This is a genomic window from Arenimonas fontis (assembly GCF_008386465.1).
GTDB classification, from domain to species: Bacteria; Pseudomonadota; Gammaproteobacteria; order Xanthomonadales; family Xanthomonadaceae; genus Arenimonas; species Arenimonas fontis.
Map to the genome: position 1 here is coordinate 161,752 of NZ_VUOD01000004.1, position 25,617 is coordinate 187,368.

Consider the following 25,617-nt stretch of genomic DNA (forward strand, 5'->3'; position numbering starts at 1 on the left):
GCTGTAGTTCTTCTTGTCCAGCCTTGCTTGCGTGAAACGACTCTGTTCAGAACTCACCGCGGTACCAGTTCTTGAACTTCGTCCAAAGGTTGGCGGCCTTGCCGACCGTCAGCGACGGCCGCCGCGGGTGCTCGATCTGGGCGCCCCACAGCAGCAGGCCGACGCCGGTGGCGTGCACCGGATTGCCGACCACCTCGCCCAGGCCGGCAACGTGCTGGGGAATGCCGACACGCACCGGCATGTGCAGCATTTCCTCGGCCAGTTCGACCACGCCCTCCATGCGCGAGGAACCACCGGTGAGCACCAGGCCGGCGCGCACCAGTTCCTCGAAGCCGGAGCGGCGCAGCTCGGCCTGGACCATCTCGAAGATTTCCTCGTAACGGTTCTGCACCGCCTCGGCGAGCGCCTGCCGGGCCAGCCGGCGCGGCGGCCGGTCGCCGACGCTGGGCACCTGGATGGACTCCTCGGCGGTGGCCAGCTGGGCCAGGGCGCAGGCGTAGCGCACCTTGATCTGTTCGGCCTCGGGGGTCGGCGTGCGCAGCAGGTGGGCGATGTCGTTGGTGACCTGGTCGCCGGCGATCGGCAGGCAGGCGCTGTGGCGGATCGCGCCCTGCACGAACACCGCGATGTCGGTGGTGCCGGCGCCGATGTCCACCAGAACCACGCCCAGCTCCTTCTCGTCGCGGGTCAACACCGCCGTGCTCGAGGCCAGCGAACCGAGGATCAGGTCGTCCACCTGCAATCCGCAGCGCTGCACGCACTTGCTGACGTTGGTGGCGGCCGATTGCGCGCAGGTCACCAGGTGGGCGCGCACCTCCAGACGCACGCCGCTCATCCCGACCGGATTGCGGATGCCTTCCTGGGAGTTGTCGACGATGTATTCCTGCGGGATGGCGTGCAGGATGCGCTGGTCGGCCGGCACCGCCACCGCTTTGGCCGCCTCCAGCACCCGGTCCAGGTCGGCATAGGTCACTTCGCCGCCGGCTACCGGCACGATGCCCGGCGAATTGCGGCACTGGGTGTGGCTGCCGCTGATGCTGGCGTAGACCGAGCGGATCTCGCAGCCGGCCATCAGCTCGGCTTCCTCGACGGCGCGCTGGATGGACTGCACCGTGGACTCGATGTCCACCACCACGCCGCGCTTCATCCCGCGCGACTCGTGGCTGCCGATGCCGATCACTTCGATCTCATGCCCGGGCTCGTATTCGCCCACCAGCGCCGTCACCTTGGAGGTGCCGATGTCCAGGCCGACGATCAACGACTTGTCACCCTTGCGGTTCATCATCACGCATCCTTTTCAAGCGCCCTCGCGCACGGTTCCGGGGAGGGTCTGGGCGGGCGCGGGCGCAGGCGTTTCGCCCCAGACGACCGCAAACCCGTTGGTGTAGCGGAGATCCGCGCGCAGCAGCGGCCGCGGGTCGCCCTTGCGCAGCTGCGGCCACATCCGGGCGAAGCGCGCCAGCCGGGGCTGCGGATCGCCACGGCCGGCCTCGAGCACGGTGCCGTCGTCGAGCACCAGGCTCCAGCTGCCGCGGGCGCTCATGCGCACCACCTCGACGCTGCGGCCGAGCGGCAGGAACAGCGGCCGTGCCGAGGAAAACACCGCCATCAGTTCGCCGATCCTGTCCTCGGGACCCTCGAACAGAGGCAGATGGGCGCCGGCACCGGCGGGCGCGGCGAACAGTTCGCCCGCTTCCGACAACATCCGGCCTTCGCCCCAACGCGCCACCGGCGTGTGTTCGGTCAGACTGACCTCCAGGCGGTCGGGCCAGCGCTTGCGCACCTGCACGGTCTTCACCCAGGGCAGGTCCGCGACGGCCGTTCGCACTTCGTCCAGGTCCACGGCGAAGAAGCCCCGTCGCACCAGCGGCAGTACCGCTTCGCGCACTGCCTGCTCGTCCACCTGGCGGAATTCGCCGGTCACCGCCAGCCGGCGCATCGGCCAGCGCTCGCCGCCGATCCAGCCGTTGAGCACCGCCACCACGGGTGCCGCCACCAGGGCGATGGCCAGGCTCCAGGCAGCGATTCGCAGCAAGGCGTTCATGCCCGTGCGCCCTCCACCGGCAGGCTGGTCTCCAGTACCCGCCAGCACAGCTCCGCAAAGGAGATGCCGAGCTGGCCGGCGGCCTTGGGCACCAGCGAGTGGCTGGTCATGCCCGGCGCGGTGTTCACCTCCAGCAACCAGTTGTTGCCGGCCTGGTCGCGCATGACGTCCACCCGCCCCCAGCCGCCGCAGCCGAGCGCACGGAAGGCGGCCAGGGCCAGCGCACCGATGCCGCGCTCGGCCTCGCCCTCCAGGCCGGGACAGATGTACTGCGTGTCCTCGGCCTGGTACTTGGCGTGGTAGTCGTAGTACTCGCCGGCCGGAACGATGCGGATGCTGGGCAGGGCGATATCGCCCAGGATGCCGACCGTGTACTCGCCGCCGACGATCAGCTGTTCCATCAGCAGGTCACCCGGATAGCGCGCCGCCAGTTCGACGGCGGCCTGCAGGCCGGCCTCGTCGAACACGCGGGAGACACCGACACTGGACCCCTCGCAGGCCGGCTTGACGATCACCGGCAGGCCAAGCACGCGCGCCGCCGTCTTCACGTCGTCGCCGGGCGAGAGCCGGACGTAGCGCGGCGTCGGCAGTCCCAGGGTCAGCCAGACCTGCTTGCTGCGGATCTTGTCCATGGCCAGGGCCGAGCCGAGCACGCCGGAGCCGGTCAGCGGCACGCCCAGGGCCTCGCACAGACCCTGCAGCACGCCGTCCTCGCCACCGCCCTTGTTGCCGTGCAGGATGTTGAAGACACGGTCGAAGCGCTTTTCCGCCAGTGCCTGGGCCAGGGCCGGGATGCCGTCCACCGCGTGCGCGTCCACGCCGCGCGAGCGCAGCGCCTCCAGCACGTTGCGGCCGGAATCCAGCGAGACCTCGCGCTCGGAACTGGTGCCGCCCATCAGCACGGCGACCCGGCCGAAGGCTTTTGGGTCGGCGACGCGCAGCGGCGGGATGGTGATCGGCTTCATGCCTGCGGTTCTCCCCTGATGCCGTGCTCGGCCAATGTGTTGGCGACGGCGCCGATATCGCCGGCGCCCATCACCAGCAGCAGGTCGCCGTCGGCCAGCACGTCGGCCAGCACCGTCGGCAGCTCGCGGGCGGGGCCGGCCAGCACCGGATCGATGCGGCCGCGGGCACGGATGGCGCGCGCCAGGGCCTTGGCGTCGGCGCCGGCGATCGGCGCCTCACCGGCCGGATAGACGTCCGTCAGCAGCACGGCATCCGCGCTGGACAGCACGGCCGCGAAGTCGTCCAGCAGATCGCGGGTACGGGTGTACCGGTGCGGCTGGAAAGCCACTACCAGCCGGCGCTCCGGCCAGCCGCCGCGGGCCGCGGCGAACACCGCTTCCAGCTCGCGCGGGTGGTGCCCGTAGTCGTCCACCAGCAAGGCCTTGCCGCGACCGAAGTCGAGTTCGCCCTTGAGGTTGAAGCGGCGGCCGATGCCCTGGAACTTCTCCAGTGCCGCACCGATGGCTGCACCGGCCACGCCCAGCTGCCAGCCGATGGCGGCCGCGGCCAGGGCATTGAGCACGTTGTGCCGACCCGGCAGGCTCAGCCGCACCGGCAACGGCGTCTCGTCCGGCAGGTGCAGGGTGAAGCGCATGGCCCGGCCCTCCTGGCACACCTCGGAGGCACGCACGTCGGCCGGCCGTTCGATGCCGTAGGTGACCATGTGCCGCGGCATGTCGGCGGCCAGGACGGCCACTTCCGGGTCGTCCATGCACAGAACCGCCAGACCGTAGAAGGGCAAGCGGTGCAGGAACTCGGAGAAGGCCTGCTTCACCCGCCCGAAGTCGCCGCCGTAGTTCTCCAGGTGGTCAGCATCTATGTTGGTGACCACCGCCACCAGGGGATTCAGGCGCAGGAAGCTGCCGTCGCTCTCGTCGGCCTCGGCCACCAGCCACTGGCCCTGACCCAGGCGGGCATTGGCACCGGCGGACAGCAGCTGGCCGCCGATCACGAAGGTCGGGTCCAGGCCACCCTCGCTGAGCACGCTGGCCACCAGCGACGTGGTGGTGGTCTTGCCGTGGGTGCCGGCGATGGCGATGCCGCGTTTGAAGCGCATCAGCTCGGCCAGCATCTCGGCACGCGGCACCACCGGGATGCGCTGGGCGCGGGCCGCCCGCAACTCCGGGTTGTCCGGGCGAATGGCGCTGGACACCACCACCACGTCGGCGCCCGCCACGTGGGCCGCGTCGTGACCGCGGTGCACGACGGCACCCATGCCAGCCAGCCGGCGGGTCGTAGCGCTGTCGCCCAGGTCGGAGCCGCTGACCTGGTAGCCCTGGTTCACCAGCACCTCGGCGATGCCGCTCATGCCGACGCCGCCGATACCGATGAAATGCACCCGCGGGAAGGCGCGGGCCAGGTCGCCGGGAGTTTGCAGGCGCCCACGCATCATGGCCGGGCCTCCTGCAGCACGAGGTCGGCCACGCGATCGGCGGCATCAGGCCGGGCCACGGCGCGGGCGGCGCCGGCCATGGCCAGGCGCGCGCCGGCGTCCGCCAGCAAGGGCTGCAGCACTGCCAGCAATCGCTCCACGAAGTGCTCGCCTTCGGGCACGATCACCGCGGCGCCGCGCTCGGCCAGGTATTCCGCGTTCCGGGTCTGGTGGTCGTCCACCGCCGCCGGGAAGGGCACCAGCACCGAGCCGATGCCGGCGGCGCACAGCTCGGCCAGGGTCAGGGCGCCGGCCCGGCACACCACCAGATCGGCCCAGGCGTAGGCCTCGGCCATGTCGGCAATGAAGGGTTCGACGACGGCGGCGACGCCGGCCGCCGCGTAGGCGGCGCGCGCCGCCTCGGCATGGCGCTCGCCGCACTGGTGGCGCAGCTGCGGGCGGGCGGTCTCGGGCAGACGGGCGATCGCCTCGGGCAGGCCGCGATTGAGTGCCGCCGCGCCCTGGCTGCCGCCCAGCACCAGCACCCGCGCCGGACCGGCGCGACCGGCCAGGCGCTGGTTCGGCGCCGACAGCGCGGCGATGGCCGGACGCACCGGATTGCCGACGTCATCGGTGACCCGGCCGGGAAAGCTGTCCGGGAAACCACACATTACCCGCCGTGCCAGCCTCGCCAGCACCCGGTTGGTGAACCCCGGCGCGCGATTCTGCTCGTGCACCAGCAGCGGCCGCCGCAGCAGCCAGGCGCCGAGCCCGCCAGGACCGGCGGCGTAGCCGCCGAAGCTGAGCACCGCTCGCGGCCGCAGCCGGCGCAGTACTCGCAGCGCCTGCCAGATCGCGCGTGCCAACCGGAACGGTGCGGTCAACAGGGTGGCGATGCCCTTGCCGCGCAGGCCAGCGACGTCGATCGTTTCCAGGGCGATGCCAGCCGCCGGCACCAGCCGGGTTTCCATGGCACCGCGCGCGCCCAGCCAGACCACCGGCACGTGGCGGGCGCGCAGGGCCTCTGCCACGGCCAGGCCAGGAAAGATGTGGCCGCCGGTACCGCCGGCCAGGATCAGCACGGGCGCGTTCATCCGGCCGTCCCCCACTTCGGTTCGACGCGATGGCGCGATCCGCGCGGGCCCACCGCCGGCATCGGCGCCGACTCGGGCGTGGCCGGCAGGTTGGCGGGCAGGCACGCTGCGTCCAGTTCCTCCTCGGCCTCCGCCTCGACCTCGCCCTCGCCGCGCAGGCGCGCGACCTGACGCTCGGCGCGATCCAGTTCGTAACTCACCCGCAGCAGCAGCCCGATGGCCATGCAGGTCATCAGCACCGAGGAGCCGCCGGAGGAGATCAGCGGCAGGGTCAGGCCCTTGGTCGGCAGGATGCCCAGGTTCACGCCGATGGAGACGAAAGCCTGCAGGCCGATCCACAAGCCGACGCCGAAGGCGCAGAAGCCGGCGAAGTGCCGGCGCTTCTCCACCGCCCGCAAGCCGAGTGCGAAGCTGCGCCAGGCGAAGCCGGCGAACAACAGGATCAGCGCCGCCGCGCCGACGAAACCCAGCTCCTCGGCCGCCACCGAGAAGATGAAGTCGGTATGGGCCTCCGGCAGGTAGAAAAGCTTCTGCACGCTGGCGCCCAGGCCGACTCCGAACCACTCGCCGCGGCCGATCGCGATCAGGGCCTGGGTCAGCTGGAATCCGTCGTTGAACGGGTCTTCCCAGGGATTGAGGAAGGACTTCAGGCGTGCCATCCGATAGGGCGCCGCCACCGCCACCGCGGCCAGCAGGGGCAAGGTGATCGCGCCCATCAGCGCCAGGTGGGCGATGCGGGCGCCGCCCAGCCAGACCATGCCGCCGGTGATGGCCAGGATCAGCGCGGCCGAACCGAAGTCCGGCTGCAGCAGCAGGCAGGCGACGATGCCGCCGGACATCAGCAGCGGCTTGAGCAGGGCCTTCCAGCGATGTCCGATCTCGTCGCGGTGGCGCACCAGGTAGCTGGCCAGCCAGACGATCAGCAACAGCTTCACCGCTTCCACCGCCTGGAACTTGGAAAGGCCAAGGTTGATCCAGCGTTGGGCGCCGTTCACCGTGTGGCCGATGCCGGGTAGGAACACCAGCAGCAGCAGCAGGAAACATCCCAGCAGCAGCCACTGGCCGTAACGTTCCACCCGCTTGAGTTCGGTGCGCATCAACACGGCAGCCAGGCCGACGCCCAGGGCCAGGAACAGCAGGTGCCGGATCAGGAAATGAAACGGTCCCACGCCCAGACCCTCGGCCACGGCGACGGAACTGGAGCCGACCATCACCACGCCCACCGCCGCCAGCGCCAGTGCCATGCCAAGCAGCCACGGGTCGTAGCGCCCGGCAATCTGCTCGAGGCGTGTGGCCTGCTGCGCGCGGTGGTCGGCGACGTGACTCATCAGCGCACCTTCAGCGTGGCCAGGCCGACCAGGACGAGCATCACCGAGATGATCCAGAAGCGGACGATCACCCGCGGTTCCGGCCAACCCTTGAGCTCGAAATGGTGATGGATGGGGGCCATGCGGAACACCCGCCGGCCGGTGAGCTTGAAGCTGGCGACCTGGATCATCACCGACAGGGTCTCGACGACGAAGATGCCGCCCATGACCACCAGGATCAGTTCCTGGCGCACGATCACCGCGATGGTGCCCAGCACCGCGCCCAGCGCCAGCGCGCCGATGTCGCCCATGAACACCATCGCCGGATAGGTGTTGAACCAAAGGAAACCCAGGCCGGCGCCGGCGATCGCCGCGCAGAAGATGGTGATCTCGCCGGCGCCGGGAATGGCCGGGATGCCCAGATAGGAGGAGAACACCGCATTGCCCGAGGCGTAGGCGAAAATGCCCAGGGCACCGGCCACCAGCACCGTCGGCATGATCGCCAGCCCGTCCAGGCCGTCGGTCAGGTTGACGGCGTTGGAAAAGCCGACGATCCAGAAGTAGGCCACCGCCACGAACAGCAGCCCCAGCGGCAAGGCCACGTCCTTGAGCAGGGGCAGGAACAGCGTGGTCGCATTGGGCGTATCGGCGGTGTAGTAAAGGAACAGCGCCGCGCCCAGTCCGAACAGCGATTGCAGGGCGTACTTGTGCCGCGATTTCAGCCCCTTGGGATCCCGGCGGACGATCTTGATCCAGTCGTCCAGCCAGCCGATCGCGCCGAAGGCGATCATCACCGCCAACAACACCCAGACGTAGCGGTTGCGCAAGTCGGCCCAGAGCAGGGTCGAAAGCGTGATCGTGAGCAGGATCAGCGCACCGCCCATGGTCGGCGTGCCGGCCTTGGAGAAGTGCGTCTGCGGGCCATCGCTGCGGATCGGCTGACCGCCCTTGAGCCGGGCCAGGCGGGCGATGACCGCGGGCCCCAGCCACAGCGACAGCAGCAGCGCGGTCAGCGCACCGAGGATGCCGCGGAAGGTGATGTAGCCGAACAGCGGCGGCATCCACCCCATCTCGTGCAGCCAGCGGGCCAGCTCAAGCAGCATGATGGCCTCCCCCTTCGCCATGGGCGGCCAGCAGCGCCGCCACCACCTCGTCCATCGCGCTCGAGCGCGAGCCCTTCACCAGGCAACGCAGGCCGGCGGGCGCCGAGGCGATCGCCGGCGACAGCGCCGCCAGCAGCGCCTCGCGGTCGCGGAAATGCCGGCCACCGTCGCCGAAGGCGCGGGCCGCCTCCGCGCTCAGCTCGCCGGTCGTCCACAGCGCCTGCAGGCCGGCGCGGCGGGCACGATCGCCGATGTCGGCATGCATGGCCGCGGCCGCCTCGCCCAGTTCCATCATGTCGCCCAGCACCAGCCAGGCTGGGCCACCGCCGCCGGCCAGCGCCTCGATCGCCGCCGCGACCGAGCCCGGATTGGCGTTGTAGCTGTCGTCCACCAGCACCACGCCATTGCGAAGGCGGTGCGGCACCTGCCGGCCCGGCACCGGAACGGCGGCTTCCAGGCCGGCGACCACGTGCCCGAGGCCGGCGCCGGCGCCCAGGGCCAGGCCGGCGGCCGCCAGCGCGTTCATGACGTTGTGCCGGCCCGCCAGCGGCAGGCGAATCTCGGCCTCGCCCGCCGGACTGCGCAAGCGGAACACCGTCGTCTCGCCGTCCCGGCGCAGCGCTTCGGCGCGCAGGTCTGCGTCGTTCTCCAGGCCGAAGCGCAGTACCCGACGCCTACCGATCCGCTGCATGAAGAAGGGCGCGAAGGCATCGTCGGCGTTCACCACCGCCACGCCGTCATCGGGCAAAGCCTCGTAGATCGCACCCTTGGTTTCGGCGACGCCGAGCAGGCTGCCCATGCGCTCCAGATGCGCCGGCATGATGTTGTTCACCAGCGCCACCTGCGGCGGCGCGATCGAGGCCAGATAGGCGATGTCGCCGGGCTTGCCCGCGCCCATCTCATAAATGGCGAATCGGGCGTCCTCGGGCGCGTCCAGCACCGCCAGCGGCAGACCGATCTCGTTGTTGCGGTTGCCGGGGTTGGCATAGGCCTTGCCGGCACGCGAGAGGATCGACAGCGCCAGGGTCTTCACGCTGGTCTTGCCGTTGCTGCCGGTCAGCGCCACCACGACCGCCGGGCGGCCCTGCTGCACGCCGGCGGCCAGCTCGCCCAGGGCCTCCTCGGTGTCGCTGCACAGCACCTGCGGCAGCGGCAGCCCCAGCTCGCGCTGCACCAGCAGCGCGACAGCGCCGCGTTCGGCGGCCTGGCCGGCGTGATCGTGCCCGTCGTGCCGGGCACCGCGCAAGGCGACGAAAAGCCCTCCCGGCAAAACCGTGCGCGAATCGATGGCCACCGAGGTGACCTCGACCTCGTCGCCGAGCTGGCGGCCTTCCACCCACCGCGCGATCTGCGAGAGCGGCAACGGCCTCATGCCCTACCCTCCAGCGCGGCACGCGCCACCTGCAGATCGTCGAACGGATGCCTGACGCCTCCGATCTCCTGATAGGGCTCGTGCCCCTTGCCCGCCACCAGCACCACGTCGCCGGGCGTCGCGGCGGCCACCGCCTCACGGATGGCGCGGGCGCGGTCGCGCTGCACGCGCACCGCCGCCGGCCGGGTGAAACCGGCCAGGATGTCGGCGACGATGGCGTCGCCGTCCTCGCCGCGCGGGTTGTCGTCGGTGACGATGACCCGGTCGGCACCGGCTTCGGCGATCGCCGCCATCTGCGGCCGCTTGCCGGCGTCGCGCTCGCCGCCGCAGCCGAACACACAGGTCAAGCGGCCGCGGACATGTTCGCGCAGGCTGGCCAGCACCTGCTGCAGGGCGTCGGGCGTGTGTGCGTAATCCACCACCACCAGGGGCTGGCCGGCGCCGCCGCCGACCCGGCTCATGCGGCCGCCGACCGGACTCAGCCTCGGCAGCATCGCCGCCGCTTCGGCCAGGGACCAGCCCAGCGCGCGCAACACGCCGGCCACGGCCAGCAGGTTGTCCACGTTGAAGCGGCCGAGCAGGTGCGAGACCACGGCCTCGCGCTCGCCCTGCTCCGCCAGGTGGAAATGCAGGCCATCCGGCCGCAGGCGTACCTGTTCGGCACGCAGCGCGGCATCGGCGGCGCCACGCGCGCTCAGGCCGATGCGGCGCACGTCACCGGGCACACGCTGGTAGAGGCGTGCGCCGAAGGGGTCGTCCAGATTGATCACCACCGCCTGCAGGCCGGGCCAGGCGAACAGCCGGGCCTTGGCCTCGCCGTAGGCTTCCATGCTGCCGTGGTAGTCCAGGTGGTCCCGGGTGAGGTTGGTGAACACGGCGACACGGAACGCCACTGCGTCCACCCGGCCCTGGTCGAGCGCGTGCGAGGACACCTCCATGGCCACGTGTCCGGCGCCCCGTTCGCGCAGGCTGGCCAGCAGCCGGTGCACCGTGATCACGTCGGGCGTGGTGCGCTCGCCGGCTTCCAGTTGTCCGTACAGGCCGGCACCGAGGGTGCCGATGCTGCCGGCCACGGCACCGGACAGGCTGAGCGCCTGCGTCAGCAACTGCACGGTCGAGGTCTTGCCGTTGGTGCCGGTGACGCCGATCACCGCCATCGCCTTCGAAGGCGCACCGTAGAAACGGTCGGCAAGCTCCCCCTGGCGGGCGCGAAGCCCGGGAACGGCAATGGCGTTGGCCGGCACCGCCAGCCCATCCGGCGCCGGCGGTTCGTACAGCACGACGGCGGCGCCGGCAGGAACGTGACGCAGGCCGTGGGTGCTGGCCCCGGCAAGCGCGACGAAGGCATCACCGGGACCGACCGTGCGGCTGTCGGCGCTCAGTCCGGCGACGAGCGGGTCGAAACCCGGCGGCAGCGGCGGCTGGCCGGCGAGCAGGCGGCTGAGCGGCATCGCCCGGCTCATTCCAGGGGCTCCCGAGGCCGGGCGGCAACCACGGCGGCACGGCCCTGCCTGGCCGCGCGGGCGGCGTACCACTGCTCGATCGCGTCCGGCGGCACGTCCATCAGGCGCAGCGCACCGTCCATGACCCGGTGGAACACCGGCGCCGAGACGGCACCGCCGCCGTACTCCAGGCCCTGCGGCTCGTGGATCACCACCGCCGTGGCGAACCGCGGCCGGCTGGCCGGCACCAGGCCGACGAAGACTGCGGCATAACGGTTGGCGGCATAGCCGCCGCCGCTGGCCTTGCGCGATGTGCCGGTCTTGCCGGCGACCCGGTAACCCAGCACCGCGGCGCGCCGGGCCGTTCCTTCGGGCCCGGTCACCGTCTCCATCATCGTCATCAGTTGCCGGGCGATGACCGGATCCACCACCTGCACGCCTTCGTCCCGGGCGCCCTTGACGAAGCTGGCCTTGTGCAGCCGGCCGCCGTTGCCGATGGCGGCGTAGGCACGCGCCAGCTGCAGCGGCGTCACCGACAGGCCGTAACCGTAGGAGATGGTGGCCTTCTCGGTCGGCCCCCAGGTTTCCGGGCGGCGAAGCACGCCGGCCGACTCGCCCGGGAAACCGCTGCCGCTGGGCTGCCCCAGGCCGAAGCGGCGGTACATGTCGTATTGGTGGGCATTGCCGAGCTCGGCGGCGATGCGGGTGGCACCCACGTTGGAGCTCTTGGTCAGCACGCCGGTGAGGGTGAGCACGCCGTAGTTGCGGTAGTCCTTCACGGTGTAGCCGCCGGGCAGCGGCATGTAGCCGGGCGCGGTCTGGATCGGCGTGTCGGGGGTGAACTTGCCGCTTTCCAGTGCCGCCGCCAGGGTGAAGGTCTTCATGACCGAACCGGGTTCGACCACGTCGGTGACCGCGCGGTTGCGCCGGGTCTCTCCGGTTCCGCCGTCGCGGGCGTTGGGGTTGTAGCTGGGCAGGTTGACCATGGCGAGGATTTCGCCGGTGGCCACGTCCAGCACCACCACCGAGCCGCTGCTGGCGCCGTGTTCGACCAGGGCGGTCTTCAGTTCGCGATAGGCCAGGTACTGCAGGCGGCGGTCTATGGACAGGGTCAGGTCCCGACCGGGTTCGGCCGGCTTCACCAGGTCCACGTATTCGACGACGCGGCCGCGCCGGTCGCGGATCACCCGCTGGCTGCCCGGCTCGCCGCTCAACCAGTCCTCGAAGGCCAGCTCCAGCCCTTCCTGGCCCTGGTCGTCGATATTGGTGAAGCCCAGCACATGCGCCATCACCTCGCCGTGCGGATAGAAGCGGCGAAACTCCCGCTGCGAGTACACGCCCGGGATACCCAGGCCGACCACTGCCTCGGCGATGTCCGGGTTCATGTGCCGGCGCAGGTAGACGAATTCCTTGTCGGCGCGCTGGGCGATGCGCTGCTCCAGGGTGTCGCGCGGGATGTCCAGGGCCGCGGCCAGCTCGGGCAGCCGGTCGGGGTGCTGCAGCAGTTCCTTCGGATTGGCCCAGACCGATTCCACCGGCGAGGAGATCGCCAGCGGTTCGCCGTTGCGGTCGGTGATCATGCCGCGCGAGGTCGGGATCGGCACTTCGCGCAGGAAGCGGGCATCGCCCTGCTGCTGGTAGAAATCCTGCTCCACCAGCTGCAGCCAGGCGGCCCGGCCCAGAAGCACGGCACAGGACACCGCCAGCACGGTACCGACCGCCATCAGGCGTCGCCTCGGACTGTAGGGGCGGGCGCGCAGTTTCATGGCTGCAACACCACGATGTCGTCGTCGCCGGGGAAGCGCATGCCCAGCCGGGTACCGGCCACCTGCTCGACGCGGTTGGCTTCCGACCAGGTGGCCTGTTCCAGCTGCAAACGACCGAACTCGATGTTCAGCTCGTCACGCTCGCGCTCCAGGCTGCTCAGCGCGATGTAGGCCTGCCGGTGCTGGTGCCGTGCCCAGACCACGCCGAGCGCGCTGCCCAGCACTGCCGTCACCAGTACCACCATGGCCAGGACGCGCGGATTCACGGGCGCACCCCCGACAGCTTTTCGGCCACGCGCAGCACGGCGCTGCGGGCACGCGGGTTGTCGGCGGTTTCCTGCTCCGTCGCGCGCTGCGCACCGCCGACTTCGAGCAGGTCGGGCACGAAGGACTGCTGCGCCGGCATGCGCCGGTTGCCGGCCGGCGGGCGCGCGTGCCGGGCGATGAACTGCTTGACGATGCGGTCTTCCAGCGAGTGGAAGCTGATCACCGCCAGCCGGCCGCCCGGGCGCAGGCGGGACAGGGCGGCGTCCAGGCCACGCCGCAGGTCGTCCAGTTCGCGATTGACGTGGATGCGGATGGCCTGGAAGGTGCGCGTGGCAGGATGGATGCGGCCGTCGCCGCGGCCCAGCACCGAGGCGACCAGCTCGGCCAGCTCGGCAGTACGGGTGATCGGCGCCTGGCCGCGACGGGCGACGATGGCGCGGGCGATGCGCCGGCTATGCCGCTCCTCACCGTACTGCCACAGCACGTCGGCGATCTCGCGTTCGGAGGCGCGGGCCAGCCAGTCGGCGGCGCTTTCGCCACCGTCGGGGTCCATGCGCATGTCCAGCGGCCCGTCCTTGGCGAAACTGAAGCCGCGGTCGGCCACGTCGAGCTGGGGCGAGGACACGCCCAGGTCCAGCAGCACGCCATCCAGGCCGGGCGCGGTTTCCTCCCAGGCGACCAGGTCGGCGAAGGAACCGCGGCGGATGGCGACCCGCGGCTCGGCGCCGAACAGCGCCCGGGCAGTGGCGATCGCTTCCGGATCCTTGTCCATCACCAACAGCCGTCCCTCCGGCCCGAGCCGGTCGAGCACGCCGCGCGCATGGCCGCCACGGCCGAACGTGCCATCCAGATACCTGCCATCCCTGCGCACCCGCAGCCCTTCCATGACCTGCGCCCACATCACCGGCAGATGGCTGGGCGGCGCGGCCTCGCGCGACCCGGCCATGCCCGTCACAGCCTGAGCTCGAGCATGTCCTCGGAGATCTCGTCTTCCTGGATCGTCTGACGGATCTGCGCGAGGTGCGCCTGCTCGCTCCACAATTCGAACTTGCCGCCCATGCCCAGCAGCACTGCCTTCTTCTCGATGCCCGCCGCGTTGCGGTGGCTGGCCGGAAGCAGGATGCGACCGTTGCCGTCGGGCTCGACCAGGGTGGCTGCGCCGACCAGCTTCAGCTGCAGGTTGCGGTGCACCCGCTTGGCGTTGGGCAGGGCGTTGACCTGGTCGCGGACCTTTTCCCAGGCCACTTCCGGGTACAGCCAGAGACAGCCGGACTCGTAGGGGTTGTAGGTGACCACCAGGCGGTTGTTGCAGGCACGCGCGACGAGCTCGCGGTAGGCGGTCGGAATCGCCAGCCGGCCCTTGTCGTCGATCGTGATCGCCGTTTCGCCCTGGAACATCGCCCTGATGTGGCCTCACCCACCAAAAACCACGAAATGCCCGGATTTCCCTCAGATGCCCACACTAGACTCGGGTTCCGGGGCTGTCAAGGAAGTTTTCGGAGCGATTTCACTAGGTGGATCAAGACCTTGCGCAAAACTTCAGAGTCTTGTTTAAGAACCGTTTCGTAAGCGTTGTTTCGCCGGGATTTGATCCGGCAGCTCTGTATGGACACCGGCGCCGAACCCGGAAACGCCCCCTCTGGCGGGCCTCGGGGCCGGGTGGGAACAATTGCGCGAACCGGACCCTCGCGGAGGCGGGGCCGTTGCCCGAGGCGGAGTCGTTGCCGGAGGCGGAGTCGTTGCCAGAGGCGGGGCCCTTGCCCGAGGCGGAGTCGTTGCCGGAGGCGGGGCGGCTGGACGCTGGATCCGCAGGCAGGCTTGGCGTCGAGGCTCCGATCCAGGTCGGAGTCGAGCATCGCCTTCAGGCATCCGGCCCTGGCCAGGAGTGGAGCCTCGGAGCCGGAGGCCTGCCCCCTGGATCGGTGCCCCTGGGTCAGGCCCCGGGGTCAGAACAAAGGGTCAGATCAGCAAGGGAAGATGGCGGAGCCGGCCACTAAGCCGGGTTCTGTCGTGGACAGTCATTCCTCTCGGACCGGCGTCGCCGCCGGCCTCAAGCAGCCAACCCGGGTGCGGCACGAGCCATGCCATCGCACCCCTATTCGGCCTTGCTCCGGGTGGGGTTTGCCGTGCCCCGCGGCGTTGTCCCCGCGGGCGGTGCGCTCTTACCGCACCCTTTCACCCTTGCCACGCGCCCTCGCGGGCCGTTCGGCGGTCTGCTCTCTGTTGCACTTTCCGTCGGCTCACGCCGCCCAGGCGTTACCTGGCACCCTGCTCTGTGGAGCCCGGACTTTCCTCGGCGCATTGCTGCGACGCGACTGTCTCGACCGACTCCGCCGCCGGCGATTCTCTCACAGCCGCCGAAAGAAAGCCCTGACCCCGGGTGAACATGGCGGCGTGGCTCGGATGAAATGGCCTTGGGAGAAGCCGGGGCGGTTCGGAAGGGATTTCGGACAGACCAGGACGATTCCGCGCGGGTTTTCACTTCGCGCGAATCAATCGATGTAGTCCACTCGGACGATCACCCCACCCTTGACTTCAAAACGAAGGTCGCCGATTTCCACAGCGTCTTGCTCCGAGTCATCTATTCGCAGCCCTTCCTTCTCCAAGGCCGAGGCGAGCCCGGAAAGCGACGCCACGCCTTTTCCTACCCACGCCCTTTGGACGAACCCCAGACTGATCCGCGCCCTATCATGGAGGCGCCTGACTTCACTCCGCGTGTTGTCCAGCATGACCCCGGCATCAACGAGCCTCACGAACAAATAGAAGTTCGCCAACAGCGAGGTCGCCAGAATGACCGAGAGAATAATCCTGATCATCGCAACCCCGCGGCCAGAGCTTCCGCGGCGAACGTGCCGCATGTGTTGGGGCTCAAAGGATTCCAGCTGTATGGCGCTCGGTTCGGATCTCGCATCCTTTGCTCCGCGAAGTCGATGATCTTCTGAGCATCCGCCTTCTCATCGCAGGCCAGAATCGCTTCAGTCCCCTTGCCTTGGTTCCTTGTCAACGCTTGCTGAAGGTTGCGCAAGGACTCTGCGGTCGGCTTGCCATCTGGTCCCAACTTCAAGTCAGGAACCTTGCCACGCCGGACGCTACCGAAATCGTCCCCGTATCTTCCGTACTCACAATAGCGCGTGCTTCCCGAAGAGTCATAAGCCAGAACACCAGCATGCGCCAACGGAAGCTGCGTGTCGGTGCCGGGAACCGTAATCGGGTATCCAGGGAAAAGTACGTAGCATCCAGCCAACCCAAGCGGATCAATCAGGCTGATCGGATTCCCTCGGACATAGGCATAGGTATTCAACCCTCCCGCCAGCCCGATCGGGTCCGGTTCGAGGTACCGCCCGATCCCCGCATCATAGGTCCGGAAGTAGTTGTACCAAGCCCCCGCCTCCGCATCGAAATACTGCCCCGGAAAACCCAGGTTCAGGCCGCCGAGGCCGTCGCTCGTCACCACCCGGTCGAAGGCCCCGTTGTCGGCCCGCCACACCACCGCCTTGCCGGCCTCCGTCACCACCTCCGGCCGGCCCAGGTGATCGGCGTGGACGGCATACACCCGGCCGCCGCAGCTCCACCACCCGCCCCTGGCCGTCGTAGCGGCGCGTCACCACGACGCCGCCGCGCGTCTCTTCGACCAGGTTGCCGGCGGCATCGTGCACCCGCGTCCGCCGGCGCGCCGCGGCCGGCGCCGTTCACGACAACGATCTCGACTGGGCGCGCCAAGGGCCACCCCACCGCGGCCTGCAGGCAGCACAAGCGCTTGAACCGCCGGGTGTGCGAGGTTTGGCGACACGGCCTTGCGCCGCCTGGCCGTGCTCTGCAATCGGCGCATCCCGGCAGGATGCGCTCACCCGTCAAATACCGATGGCGACGCCGCAATTGCGGAAAGCGAGCATCCAGGATTACTCGTCAGCACCGTCAGGAATCTGGCCACTACTCCATCTCGCCGCCATACAGCGCCTTCCTCGGCGCGCCGGTGATCTCGGCGGCGAGTTTGGCGGCCTGCGAAGGCTTCAGGTATTCGGCCAGCTTGGCGTACAGGCGCTGGCCTTCGCGCAGTCGGGCCTCGGTATCGTCGGCGGCGCCGCGCACGATCAGCACGAACTCGCCGCGGCGCTGGTCCTCGTCGTCGCGCACGCGCTCGGCGATGTCGCCGAGGGTGTCGCCCAGCACGGTTTCGAACAGTTTGGTCAGCTCACGTGCCAGCACCGCTTCGCGGTCCGGTCCGAACAGCACCACCAGGTCTTCAAGACACTCCACGATGCGGTGTGCGCTTTCGTAGAACACGAGGGTGCGCATTTCGCCCGCCAGGGCCTGCAGGCGTTCCCGGCGCGCGCCGGCTTTGGCCGGCAGGAAACCTTCGAAGCAGAACCGGTCGGACGGCAGGCCAGCCACCGACAGCGCGGCAACGGCGGCGCAGGCGCCCGGAACCGGGCTCACCTTCAGTCCGGCCGCGCGCACCTCGCGCACCAGCCGATAACCGGGATCGCTGACCAGCGGCGTGCCGGCATCGGACACCAGGGCCAGGGCCTCGCCGGCCTGCAGCCGAGCCACCAGGCGCGCGGCCATGGCCGCCTCGTTGTGTTCGTGCAGGGCCAGCAAGGGCCTGTCCACGCCCAGCAGGCCCAGCAACTGCCGGGTATGGCGCGTGTCCTCGGCGCAGATGGCGTCCACCGACGCCAGCACCTCGCGTGCCCTGGCGCTGAGGTCTCCGAGGTTGCCGATCGGCGTCGCCACCACGTACAGCGTCCCCGCCTGCGTCGCTCCCATGGCCGCGCCCTCCCTGTGCACCGGCTATGATCTTAGCCGCTTCGCCCCACGGACCTTGCCCATGTCGCGACTGAGTTCCCTGCTGCTGGCCCTGTTGCTGGCCGGCTGCGCCAGCGTCCAGGTCACCCGGGCGCCCGGCGCTGCCGACGAGCCTGCGCCGGCCGTCACCCCCGCCGCCCGCCTGGCCGATGAGGGCCGCCATGCCGAGGCCGCAAGCGCCTACGCCGGTGATGCCCGCGCCGCACGCGGCCGCGAGCGCGAGCGCCTCTGGCTGTATGCCGCCGACCAGTATCTGCTGGCGGGCGACGAGGCTGCGGCCCGCCAGGCCTGGGCCCAGTCGAACCGGCGCCGGCTGGAAGGCCATGACCTGCAGCTGCACGACCTGCTTGCCGCCCGCTTCGCCAATGCCGACGGCCGGCCGGAGCAGGCGCTGTCCCTGCTCGGCCAGCGCCGCAGCACCATGCCAGGGGCCCTGGCGCCACGCTGGCATCGCGAGCGAGCCGAAGCCCTGCGCGCGCTGAACCGGGAGTTCGACGCCGTCGCCGAACTGGCCTGGCTGGCCACGGTGACCGGTGGCCGCGAACGCGCCGAGGCGGTGCGCGGCATCGAGCAGTACCTGGGCCGCCTGCAGGACGAGCAGCTGGCGGCCCGCGCCGCCGCGCTGCCGGCCGGCCATCCGCTTTACCTGCACGCCGGCCGGGCCCTGCTGCAGCGCGGGCTGCCGCTGCCGCGGCCGTTCGAGCGCGCCGCCGGCCAAGGCCTGGAAGGCCTGCCGCCGGCCGACGCAGACGGCTATCGCCCGCCCGAGCGCCTGGCCGTGCTGCTGCCGCTGAGCGGCCCGCTGGCGGCGGCCGGCCAGAGCGTGCGCGACGGCTTGCTGGCCGGCTACTACGGTGAGACGCGGCGCCGGCCGACGCTCCGCTTCTATGACACCGGCGGCAACGACGAGGGCGTGTTGCGGGCTTACGGGCGCGCCCTGGCCGATCAGGCACAGATGATCGTCGGCCCGCTGATGCGCTCGGGCGTGGATGCGCTGTTCGCCCTGCCAGACCCCGGACTGCCGGTGGTGGCGCTGAACCGCGGCCAGTTGCCGCCGCCGACCGGCAGCACCAGCTTCACCCTCTCGCCGGAAGAGGAAGGCATGGCCGCCGCCGATCGCCTGATCGAGCGCGGCCTGCGCCGCGTGCTGGCAGTGACCCAGGCCGACGACAACGCCGGCCGTGCCCTCGCCGCCTTCCGCGAGCGCCTGCTGGCCCGCGGCGGCGAGATCACCGGCGTGGTGACCGTGAGCGAGGAGAACCCGGACTACGTGCCGGCCCTGCAATCCGCCCAGGCCGGCGGCCTGCGCCCGGATGCCCTGTTCCTGACGCTGAAGGCGCCGCAGGCGCGCCTGCTCTCCAGCCAGCTGGACAATGCCGGCCTGCTGGGCGTGCCGCGCCTGGCCAGCTCGCTGATTCTCAGTGGCGGCAACCTGCGCCTGGACGTGGAGCTGGATGGCATCGAATACCCGGAGCTGCCCTGGCTGCTCGGCCTGCGCGCAGACCTGCCCGAGCCCGAGGCCCTGGGCCGGCAACTGCCCGGCGCCCAGGGCGGCGGCGCCCGCCTGTTCGCCTTCGGCCTGGATGCCTGGCAGCTGGCGGCGTGGCTGGACCATCTGCAGCGCGACCCGGGCGCCCGCATCCGCGGCGCCACCGGCGAGCTGAGCCTGGACGCCCAGGGCAATGTGCAACGACGCCCGGCCTGGGCCGTGTTCAGCGGCGGCCGCGCCCGCCCGGCGCCCGACGGCGCCCTGCTCAGCGACGGCTTCCCGGGCAACGCCTACTGACACGCCGATGCCGCGCCCCGACCGGCGGGCCGCGGGCACGGCGGCCGAGGACGCCGCCCTCGCCCACCTGCAGGCCGCCGGTCTTCGTCTGCTGGGCCGCAATGTCCGCTACAAGGTCGGCGAGCTCGACCTGGTGATGCACGACGGCGAAACCACCGTGTTCGTCGAAGTGCGCCTGCGCAATGCCGTCGCCTGGGGCGACGGCTTCGATTCCGTGGACCGGCGCAAGCGCCGCAAGCTGGCGCGCGCCGCACAATGCTGGTTGCTCGATCACCCCGCCCTGGCCGAGGCGCCCTGCCGCTTCGACGTGGTGTCGCTGCGTTCGGAGGACGGCGTGTGGCGGCTCGAGTGGGAGCGCGGCGCGTTCAGCCTGATGGATCTCTGAGACGAAAAGCAGGTGTCGCTGACCGTCTTCGGAGGGGCCGGCGGAATCGGCCCGGGAGCCGGCCGGCTGTCCGCGCCTGCGTCACGCCTCCACCGGAGCAGCCGCAGACGGAGCCGGTTCGGGCACCTGCGCCTGCTTCTGCGGCCTGAGTTCCTGGACGATCCGGCCGGCTTCCATCACCAGCACCCGGTCGGCGCTGGCGATGGTTTCGGGGCGGTGGGCGACGATCACCTTGGTCAGTCGCAGGCGCCTGACCGCATCGTTGACCAGCCGCTCGCGCATCACGTCCAGGTGGCTGGTGGCCTCGTCCAGGAACAGCAGCTTCGGCTTGCGGTACAACGCCCGCGCCAGGATCACCCGCTGCTTCTGCCCGCCGGAAAGCGAGCTGCCCATGTCGCCGATCAGGCTGTGGTAGCCCATGGGCATGGCGGCGATGTCCTCGTGCACGGCCGCCAGCCGCGCCGCCGCCTCGATGCGCGCCTGGTCGAAGTGCGGATCGAAGAAGGCGATGTTGTCGGCGATGCTGCCGGCGAACAGCTGGTCGTCCTGCATCACCGCGCCGATGATGGCGCGGATATTGCGCGGGCCGACCTGCTGGATGTCCAGGCCGCCGATGCGGATCCGTCCCTCGCTCGGCTTGAGCAGGCCCAGCATCAGCTTGACCAGGGTGCTCTTGCCGCAGCCGGAAGCGCCGATCAGCGCCACCGACTCGCCCGGTTCGATGCGGAAGCTGCAGTGGCGGATCACCCAGGGCTCGCCCTCGCCGTAGCGGAAGGACAGGTTCTCGACCTCGATCGCCGGCGGCAGGTCCGGCAGCGCCACTTCCGGCAGCGGCTCGGTTTCCTCGGGCTCGCTCAGCACGATGTCGGCCAGGCGCTCGCCATGCAGGCGCAGCATGCGGAACTCGACGCCCTTGTCGATCAGCCCGGCCATGCGCTGGGCGAACTGGTCCTTGTAGGCCAGGAAGGCGATCAGCATGCCCACCGAGAACACGTTGTCCAGGGCCAGCAGTGCGCCGATCCAGATCACCACGATGCGCTCGACGCCGAACAGCAGCTGGCTGGCGCTGTTAAAACCGAGGTTCATGCGCGCCAGTCTGACTTCTTCGTTGACGGTGTCCGCCAGCAGGTTGCCGAAGCCGGCCCGGCGCAGCGATTCCTGCCCGGCTACCTTCAGGCTCTGCATGCCGCGCAGCGATTCCAGCAGGTGCGTCTGCTGCTTCGCCGCCGCCACCAGCTGTTTCTCGGTGCCGTCACGCAGCGGCCGCCAGGCCAGGGCGCGGATGCCCAGGTACAGTGCCACCGCCAGCAGTGTCACCAGGGCCAGCTTCCAGCTGTACAGAAGCATCATGCCCAGGGTCACCAAGGCCATCAGGCCGTCGATGATGGCCTCGACGAAGCTGGTGGTGAGGGTACGCTGGATCGCCTGCACCGATCCCATGCGCGAGGTAACGTCACCCAGGTGCCGCTTCTCGAAGAAATCCAGCGGCAGCCGCAGCAGGTGCGCGAAGACATTGCCCATCCACTGCAAGCCCAGGCTGGAGGACAGGTACAGCACCGACCAGCCGCGCAGCAGGCCGACGCCCACCTGCAGCAGCATCGCCAGGCCAAAACCCAGGCCCAGCACCAGCAGCAGGTCGCGGTCGGCCGAGACCAGCACCTGGTCCACCACCCACTGCATGAAAAACGGCGCCAGCACCACGAACACCTGCAGCGCCACCGACAGCAGCAGGAGCTGCGTCAGCGAGCGCCACAGCCCGCGCACCGGGCCGGTCAGCTGACCGAGGCTGACCGAGGGTGCCGCCCGCCGCGGCCTGAATTCGGTCGTGGGCGCGAGCTCCAGGGCCACGCCGGTGAAATGTCCGGAGACCTCGGCCAGACCCAGCCTGCGCTCGCCCAAGGCCGGGTCGAGCACGGTGACCCGCTTCCGGCCCACCTTCGCCAGCACGACGAAGTGGTTGAGGTCCCAGTGCAGGATGCAGGGCAGCCTGAGCTTGCCCAGGTCCTCGAGCTCCAGGCGCAGCGCCCGGGCGGCGAAACCCAGATGCTGGGCGACATGGATCAACTGGTTGAGCCGGGCGCCCTTGAGCGACAGCGGAAAGCGCTGGCGCAGCTCCGGCAGGCCGATGCGCAGGCCATGCGCGCCGGCGACCATGGCCAGCGAGGCCAGGCCGCATTCGGCGGCTTCCGATTGCAGGATGGCGTCGACCTTCATGCCGCCCGCGTCATCGGCCGAACACGGTGCCGCGTACCGAATAGACCGGCTCCAGCGCCCACTCGATCAGGCGGCGGCGCTCGCCGAGCACGTCGGCTTCCAGCAACATGCCCGGGCGTAGCGGTTCGGCCTGGCCATAGGCGGTGATGGCCTGGCGTTCCAGGGCGACGCTGATGCGATAGAAGGGCTCGCCGGCCGCCTCGCCGGCGCCCGCCTGCAGGGTGCTGCGGCTGATCCGCGCCACCTTGCCGCGGTGGTGGCCGAACTTCTGGTAGGGATAGGCCTGGTAGCGCAGCAGCACGGCGTCACCCGGCTCGATGAAGCCGATGGCGCGGCTGGGCACCAGCAGTTCCGCTTCCAGGCGGCCGTCGCCGGGCAGCACGCTCATCAGCACCTGCCCCGCCTGCACCGCCTGGCCGGGCTTGAACAATGGGGTGGCGACCATGCCCGATACCGGCGCGACGATGGCCAGCTCGCCGCGCGCCATCACTTCCACCCGCTCCTGTTCCAGCCGGGCAAACTCGCTGCGGAAGCCGGCCTCGGCGGCTTCGCGCTCGCCGGGCATTTCAGCCAGGGCCTGTTCCAGCTGGGTGATCAGGCGACGCGTGGACAGGGCCTGGCGCTCCAGCACCTGCATGGCGCCACGCTGCTCCAGCACTTCCGCTTCCTGCTGCCTGAGCTGAAGCTCGCTGACGTAGCGCTTTTCGCCCAGACCACGCAGGCGCTGCAGCAGCTCCTCGGCCAGCCGCGCCTGTTCGCGGCGGGTGGCGATCTCGCGTTCGATCTGCGCCAGCTCGCGCCGTGCCGCATCGCGCTGCGCTTCCAGGCCGGCGACCTGGGCATCGAGCCGTTGCAGGCGCGCGGCATGCGCGTCCTCGAGGGCGCGGGCGCGGTTGCCCAGGCGCTTTTCCAGGGCCGCCAGGGTGTCGCCGGCAGACAGCGTGGCATGCGGCACGCGCACCACCGCCAGAATCTGGCCGGCGGCGACACGACCGCCCTCGGGCACGTCCACCCGCGCCAGCACGCCGGTGGCCGGCGACACCACGGTGGCCATGCCCTGCTCCGGCACCAGCTGTCCCGCCACCCGCGTGCGCCGCGTGTACTCGCCCCTCACCAGGAACAGCACGACCAGCGCCGCCGCCAGCACCGCGAACCCGGTCAGCAGCCACGGACGCAAGGGCTGGGCCAGCGAAATGCCGCCCAGCCAGCGCACCTTGCGCGCTTCCAGCGCTTCCCTGCGGAACAATTCCCCTGACATGAACCCCCTGCCTACGCCTGTTCGAATCCCATGCGCCACCGCCGCGTTTGAGAGCGGCAGCGCATGGGGGTGCGAACCTTATCGGGGCCGTTCGCGCTACGCCAAGAGGGTGACGGCACATTGTCTGGAAACGCTGACAGCCGTCGGGGGCGCTTTCCCAGAAAACGCACGTCGCACGCGGGAACTGCCGGGAAAACCTGCGTCACTGTATCGAAGCGCGGCATTGACAGCTTCTCCTGTCGGCGTGAGCGAATCCGGACAAGATGATCGCGAACCATTGACGGAACGAATTCGTACCCCCCAGGATTCGCACCCCGCCGCCAGCACCTCCGAGTCGGCGGCGGGTTCATCACGCAGCCGTTAGGCACCGAATGCGGGCGCCTGGCCTAGAATCGTGGCATGGCCGCCCTGCCCGCCCCGCTGCGCCAGACGCTGACCGAGCTGCTCGGCCCCGGCGGCCTGCTGCTGGACGAATCCGAGCGCCTGGCCTACGGCTACGACAACTCGCGCCGGCAGGGCCTGCCGCTGGCGGTGGCGCTGCCGGAAACCGCGCAGCAGGTACAGGGCATCGTTCGCGCCTGCCGCCAGCATCGCCTGCCCATCGTGGCGCGCGGCCGCGGCACCAATACCACCGGCGCCAGCGTGCCGGGCGAGGACGCGCTGGTGGTTTCCTTCGAACGCATGGACCGCATCCTGGCCATCCGCCCCGGCGACCGCGTGGCGGTGGTGCAGCCGGGCCTGCTCAACGGCGACCTGCAGGCGGCCCTGGCCGAACACGGCCTGTTCTGGCCGCCGGATCCCACCAGCGCCGCCTTCAGCACCGTCGGCGGCAACCTGGCCTGCAATGCCGGCGGCCCGCGCGCGGTGAAGTACGGCGCCAGCCGCGACAACGTGCTGGCCCTGCGCGCCGTCACCGGCACGGGCGAGCTGGTGAGCCTGGGCGCCGCCACCACCAAGGGCGCCAGCGGCTACGACCTGGCCCGGCTGCTGGTGGGCTCGGAAGGCACGCTGGCCTTGATCGTCGAGGCCAGCCTGAAGCTGACGCCGCGGGCGCCGCTGTGGCGCGCCCTGCGCGCGCTCTACACCGATGTGGACGCCGCCGCCGCCGCCGTGGCCCGGCTGATGGCGCAGCCGGTGACGCCTTCGATGCTGGAATTCATGGACGGCGAATGCGTGCGCCTGGCCCGCGAGGTCGGCGGCGCCGAGCTGCCGCCCTGCGGCGCCCTGCTGATGATCGAGGCCGATGGCGACCAGAGCGTGCTGGACGCCGCCGAAGCCGCCCTGCGCGCCGCCGCCGAAGGCCCCGGCTGCCTGGAAGTGAGCGCCGCCGCCGACGAGGCCGCGCGCGAGAAGCTGTGGGCGGCGCGCAAGGCGCTCTCGCCCTCGCTGCGCACGCTGGCGCCCGGCAAGATCAACGAGGACGTGGTGGTGCCGGTCTCGCGCCTGCCGGAGCTGGTGGCGGCGGTGCAGGCGGCGGCGCGCGGGCACCAGCTGCCCATCGTCTGCTTCGGCCATGCCGGCAACGGCAACCTGCACGTGAACATCCTCTACGACCCCGCCGACGCCGCCCAGGCAGCGCGGGCCGAGGCCGCCCTGCAGGCGGTGTTCGCGGCGGTGGTGGAGCTGGGCGGCCAGCTCTCCGGCGAACACGGCATCGGCCTGGTCAAGCGCGACCTGCTGGCCCGCGCCCTGCCGCCGGCGACGCTGGCGCTGATGCGGGCGATCAAGGCACAGTTCGACCCCGATGGCCTGCTCAACCCCGGCAAGGTGCTGCCGCCATGACGCGCAAGGCCGGCCCGCTGGAGCAGATGCTCGCCGAGATCCGCGCCTGCCGCATCTGCGAGGCACACCTGCCGCTGGGGCCGCGGCCGGTGCTGCGGGCGGCGGAAACCGCCACCGTGCTGATAGCCGGCCAGGCGCCGGGCACCCTGGTGCATGGCAGCGGCGTGCCCTGGGACGACGCCAGCGGCGCCCGCCTGCGCCAGTGGCTGGGCCTGGACAAGGCCAACTTCTACGACGAGCGCCGCATCGCCATCGTGCCCATGGGCTTCTGCTACCCGGGCCGCGGCAGCAGCGGCGACAAACCGCCGCGGCCCGAATGCCGGGACACCTGGCACCCGAAGCTGCTGCCGCTGCTGCCCAACCTGCAGCTGATCGTGGCCATCGGCCAGTACGCCCAGGCCTATTACCTGGGCGATGCCCGCAAGGCGACGCTGACCGACACCGTGCGCGCCTGGCGCGAATACGCCCCGCGCGTCTTCCCCCTGGTGCACCCGAGCCCGCGCAACATGGGCTGGTTCAAGCACAACCCGTGGTTCGAGGCGGAAGTGGTGCCGGCCTTGCGGGAGCGGGTCAGGTCGGTACTTCCGGCCGGCTGACCCACGCAATGAAGCTGC

The 25,617-nt window shown here is 70.6% G+C and carries 22 protein-coding genes and 1 other RNA gene; 4 read left to right on the top strand and 19 right to left on the bottom strand.

From position 1 onward, the window contains the following. Positions 1–46: 46 nt before the first annotated feature. The 17 genes from ftsA to rsmI form a co-directional block, all read right to left on the bottom strand. On the bottom strand, positions 47–1,282 hold the full coding sequence (gene ftsA / locus F0415_RS06730; RefSeq protein WP_149860439.1) for a cell division protein FtsA: 1,236 nt from the start codon (positions 1,280–1,282) through the stop codon (positions 47–49). 15 nt (positions 1,283–1,297) lie between these two features. Further along, on the bottom strand, positions 1,298–2,044 hold the full coding sequence (locus tag F0415_RS06735) for a cell division protein FtsQ/DivIB (RefSeq protein WP_149860440.1): 747 nt from the start codon (positions 2,042–2,044) through the stop codon (positions 1,298–1,300). Then, entirely contained in the window at positions 2,041–3,009 is a 969-nt protein-coding gene (locus tag F0415_RS06740) for a D-alanine--D-alanine ligase (protein ID WP_149860441.1), read from the bottom strand. Before F0415_RS06740 ends, F0415_RS06735 begins: the two co-directional genes overlap by 4 nt. Beyond that, complete coding sequence (gene murC / locus F0415_RS06745) at positions 3,006–4,439, bottom strand: UDP-N-acetylmuramate--L-alanine ligase (RefSeq protein WP_149860616.1); 1,434 nt, start codon at positions 4,437–4,439, stop codon at positions 3,006–3,008. The genes F0415_RS06740 and murC overlap by 4 nt, the downstream gene beginning before the upstream one ends. Then, positions 4,439–5,515, bottom strand: a complete 1,077-nt coding sequence (gene murG / locus F0415_RS06750) for an undecaprenyldiphospho-muramoylpentapeptide beta-N-acetylglucosaminyltransferase (protein WP_149860442.1) — start codon at positions 5,513–5,515, stop codon at positions 4,439–4,441. The genes murC and murG overlap by 1 nt, the downstream gene beginning before the upstream one ends. Then, positions 5,512–6,843, bottom strand: a complete 1,332-nt coding sequence (ftsW, locus tag F0415_RS06755; protein ID WP_149860443.1) for a putative lipid II flippase FtsW — start codon at positions 6,841–6,843, stop codon at positions 5,512–5,514. The genes murG and ftsW overlap by 4 nt, the downstream gene beginning before the upstream one ends. Next, complete coding sequence (mraY, locus tag F0415_RS06760; RefSeq protein ID WP_149860444.1) at positions 6,843–7,925, bottom strand: phospho-N-acetylmuramoyl-pentapeptide-transferase; 1,083 nt, start codon at positions 7,923–7,925, stop codon at positions 6,843–6,845. Before mraY ends, ftsW begins: the two co-directional genes overlap by 1 nt. Next, positions 7,915–9,297, bottom strand: coding sequence for a UDP-N-acetylmuramoyl-tripeptide--D-alanyl-D-alanine ligase (locus F0415_RS06765; RefSeq protein ID WP_149860445.1), 1,383 nt, complete (start codon positions 9,295–9,297; stop codon positions 7,915–7,917). The genes mraY and F0415_RS06765 overlap by 11 nt, the downstream gene beginning before the upstream one ends. Beyond that, positions 9,294–10,760, bottom strand: a complete 1,467-nt coding sequence (locus F0415_RS06770) for a UDP-N-acetylmuramoyl-L-alanyl-D-glutamate--2,6-diaminopimelate ligase (RefSeq protein WP_149860446.1) — start codon at positions 10,758–10,760, stop codon at positions 9,294–9,296. The genes F0415_RS06765 and F0415_RS06770 overlap by 4 nt, the downstream gene beginning before the upstream one ends. After that, positions 10,757–12,505 carry a peptidoglycan D,D-transpeptidase FtsI family protein gene (locus F0415_RS06775; protein WP_149860447.1) on the bottom strand — a complete coding sequence of 583 codons (1,749 nt, stop codon included), beginning with the start codon at positions 12,503–12,505 and terminating at the stop codon, positions 10,757–10,759. Before F0415_RS06775 ends, F0415_RS06770 begins: the two co-directional genes overlap by 4 nt. Continuing rightward, positions 12,502–12,750 (bottom strand): cell division protein FtsL, encoded by a 249-nt coding sequence (gene ftsL, locus F0415_RS06780; protein WP_149860617.1) that lies wholly within the window; start codon positions 12,748–12,750, stop codon positions 12,502–12,504. The genes F0415_RS06775 and ftsL overlap by 4 nt, the downstream gene beginning before the upstream one ends. A 17-nt stretch (positions 12,751–12,767) precedes the next feature. Further along, positions 12,768–13,718 (bottom strand): 16S rRNA (cytosine(1402)-N(4))-methyltransferase RsmH, encoded by a 951-nt coding sequence (rsmH, locus tag F0415_RS06785; protein ID WP_149860448.1) that lies wholly within the window; start codon positions 13,716–13,718, stop codon positions 12,768–12,770. Between the two features lie 5 nt (positions 13,719–13,723). Next, entirely contained in the window at positions 13,724–14,170 is a 447-nt protein-coding gene (gene mraZ / locus F0415_RS06790) for a division/cell wall cluster transcriptional repressor MraZ (protein WP_149860449.1), read from the bottom strand. 580 nt (positions 14,171–14,750) lie between these two features. After that, an RNA gene (rnpB, locus tag F0415_RS06800) (RNase P RNA component class A) lies at positions 14,751–15,104 on the bottom strand. A gap of 160 nt (positions 15,105–15,264) precedes the next feature. Next, the gene (locus F0415_RS06805) at positions 15,265–15,588 is read right to left on the bottom strand and encodes a hypothetical protein (RefSeq protein WP_149860451.1); all 324 of its coding nucleotides are present in this window, start codon (positions 15,586–15,588) and stop codon (positions 15,265–15,267) included. After that, a complete protein-coding gene (locus tag F0415_RS12780) occupies positions 15,585–16,325 on the bottom strand; it encodes an RHS repeat-associated core domain-containing protein (RefSeq protein WP_281286593.1) in 741 nt (246 codons plus the stop codon). Before F0415_RS12780 ends, F0415_RS06805 begins: the two co-directional genes overlap by 4 nt. 377 nt (positions 16,326–16,702) lie before the next feature. After that, positions 16,703–17,539 (bottom strand): 16S rRNA (cytidine(1402)-2'-O)-methyltransferase, encoded by an 837-nt coding sequence (rsmI, locus tag F0415_RS06820; protein WP_149860454.1) that lies wholly within the window; start codon positions 17,537–17,539, stop codon positions 16,703–16,705. A gap of 61 nt (positions 17,540–17,600) precedes the next feature. On the opposite strand from rsmI, the gene F0415_RS06825 reads away from it, so the two are divergent. Next, positions 17,601–19,364, top strand: coding sequence for a penicillin-binding protein activator (locus tag F0415_RS06825; protein ID WP_188310316.1), 1,764 nt, complete (start codon positions 17,601–17,603; stop codon positions 19,362–19,364). A gap of 7 nt (positions 19,365–19,371) precedes the next feature. Further along, entirely contained in the window at positions 19,372–19,749 is a 378-nt protein-coding gene (locus F0415_RS06830) for a YraN family protein (RefSeq protein ID WP_149860456.1), read from the top strand. Between the two features lie 81 nt (positions 19,750–19,830). Here the strand turns inward: F0415_RS06830 and F0415_RS06835 are convergent, their stop codons facing one another. Both F0415_RS06835 and F0415_RS06840 read right to left on the bottom strand, forming a co-directional pair. Beyond that, positions 19,831–21,963, bottom strand: coding sequence for a peptidase domain-containing ABC transporter (locus F0415_RS06835; RefSeq protein WP_149860457.1), 2,133 nt, complete (start codon positions 21,961–21,963; stop codon positions 19,831–19,833). 10 nt (positions 21,964–21,973) lie between these two features. After that, a complete protein-coding gene (locus F0415_RS06840) occupies positions 21,974–23,221 on the bottom strand; it encodes a beta-barrel domain-containing protein (RefSeq protein WP_149860458.1) in 1,248 nt (415 codons plus the stop codon). Between the two features lie 399 nt (positions 23,222–23,620). On the opposite strand from F0415_RS06840, the gene F0415_RS06845 reads away from it, so the two are divergent. Beyond that, positions 23,621–25,003, top strand: coding sequence for an FAD-binding oxidoreductase (locus F0415_RS06845; protein WP_149860459.1), 1,383 nt, complete (start codon positions 23,621–23,623; stop codon positions 25,001–25,003). Further along, complete coding sequence (locus F0415_RS06850; RefSeq protein WP_246149906.1) at positions 25,000–25,599, top strand: uracil-DNA glycosylase family protein; 600 nt, start codon at positions 25,000–25,002, stop codon at positions 25,597–25,599. The genes F0415_RS06845 and F0415_RS06850 overlap by 4 nt, the downstream gene beginning before the upstream one ends. Positions 25,600–25,617 lie beyond the last annotated feature (18 nt).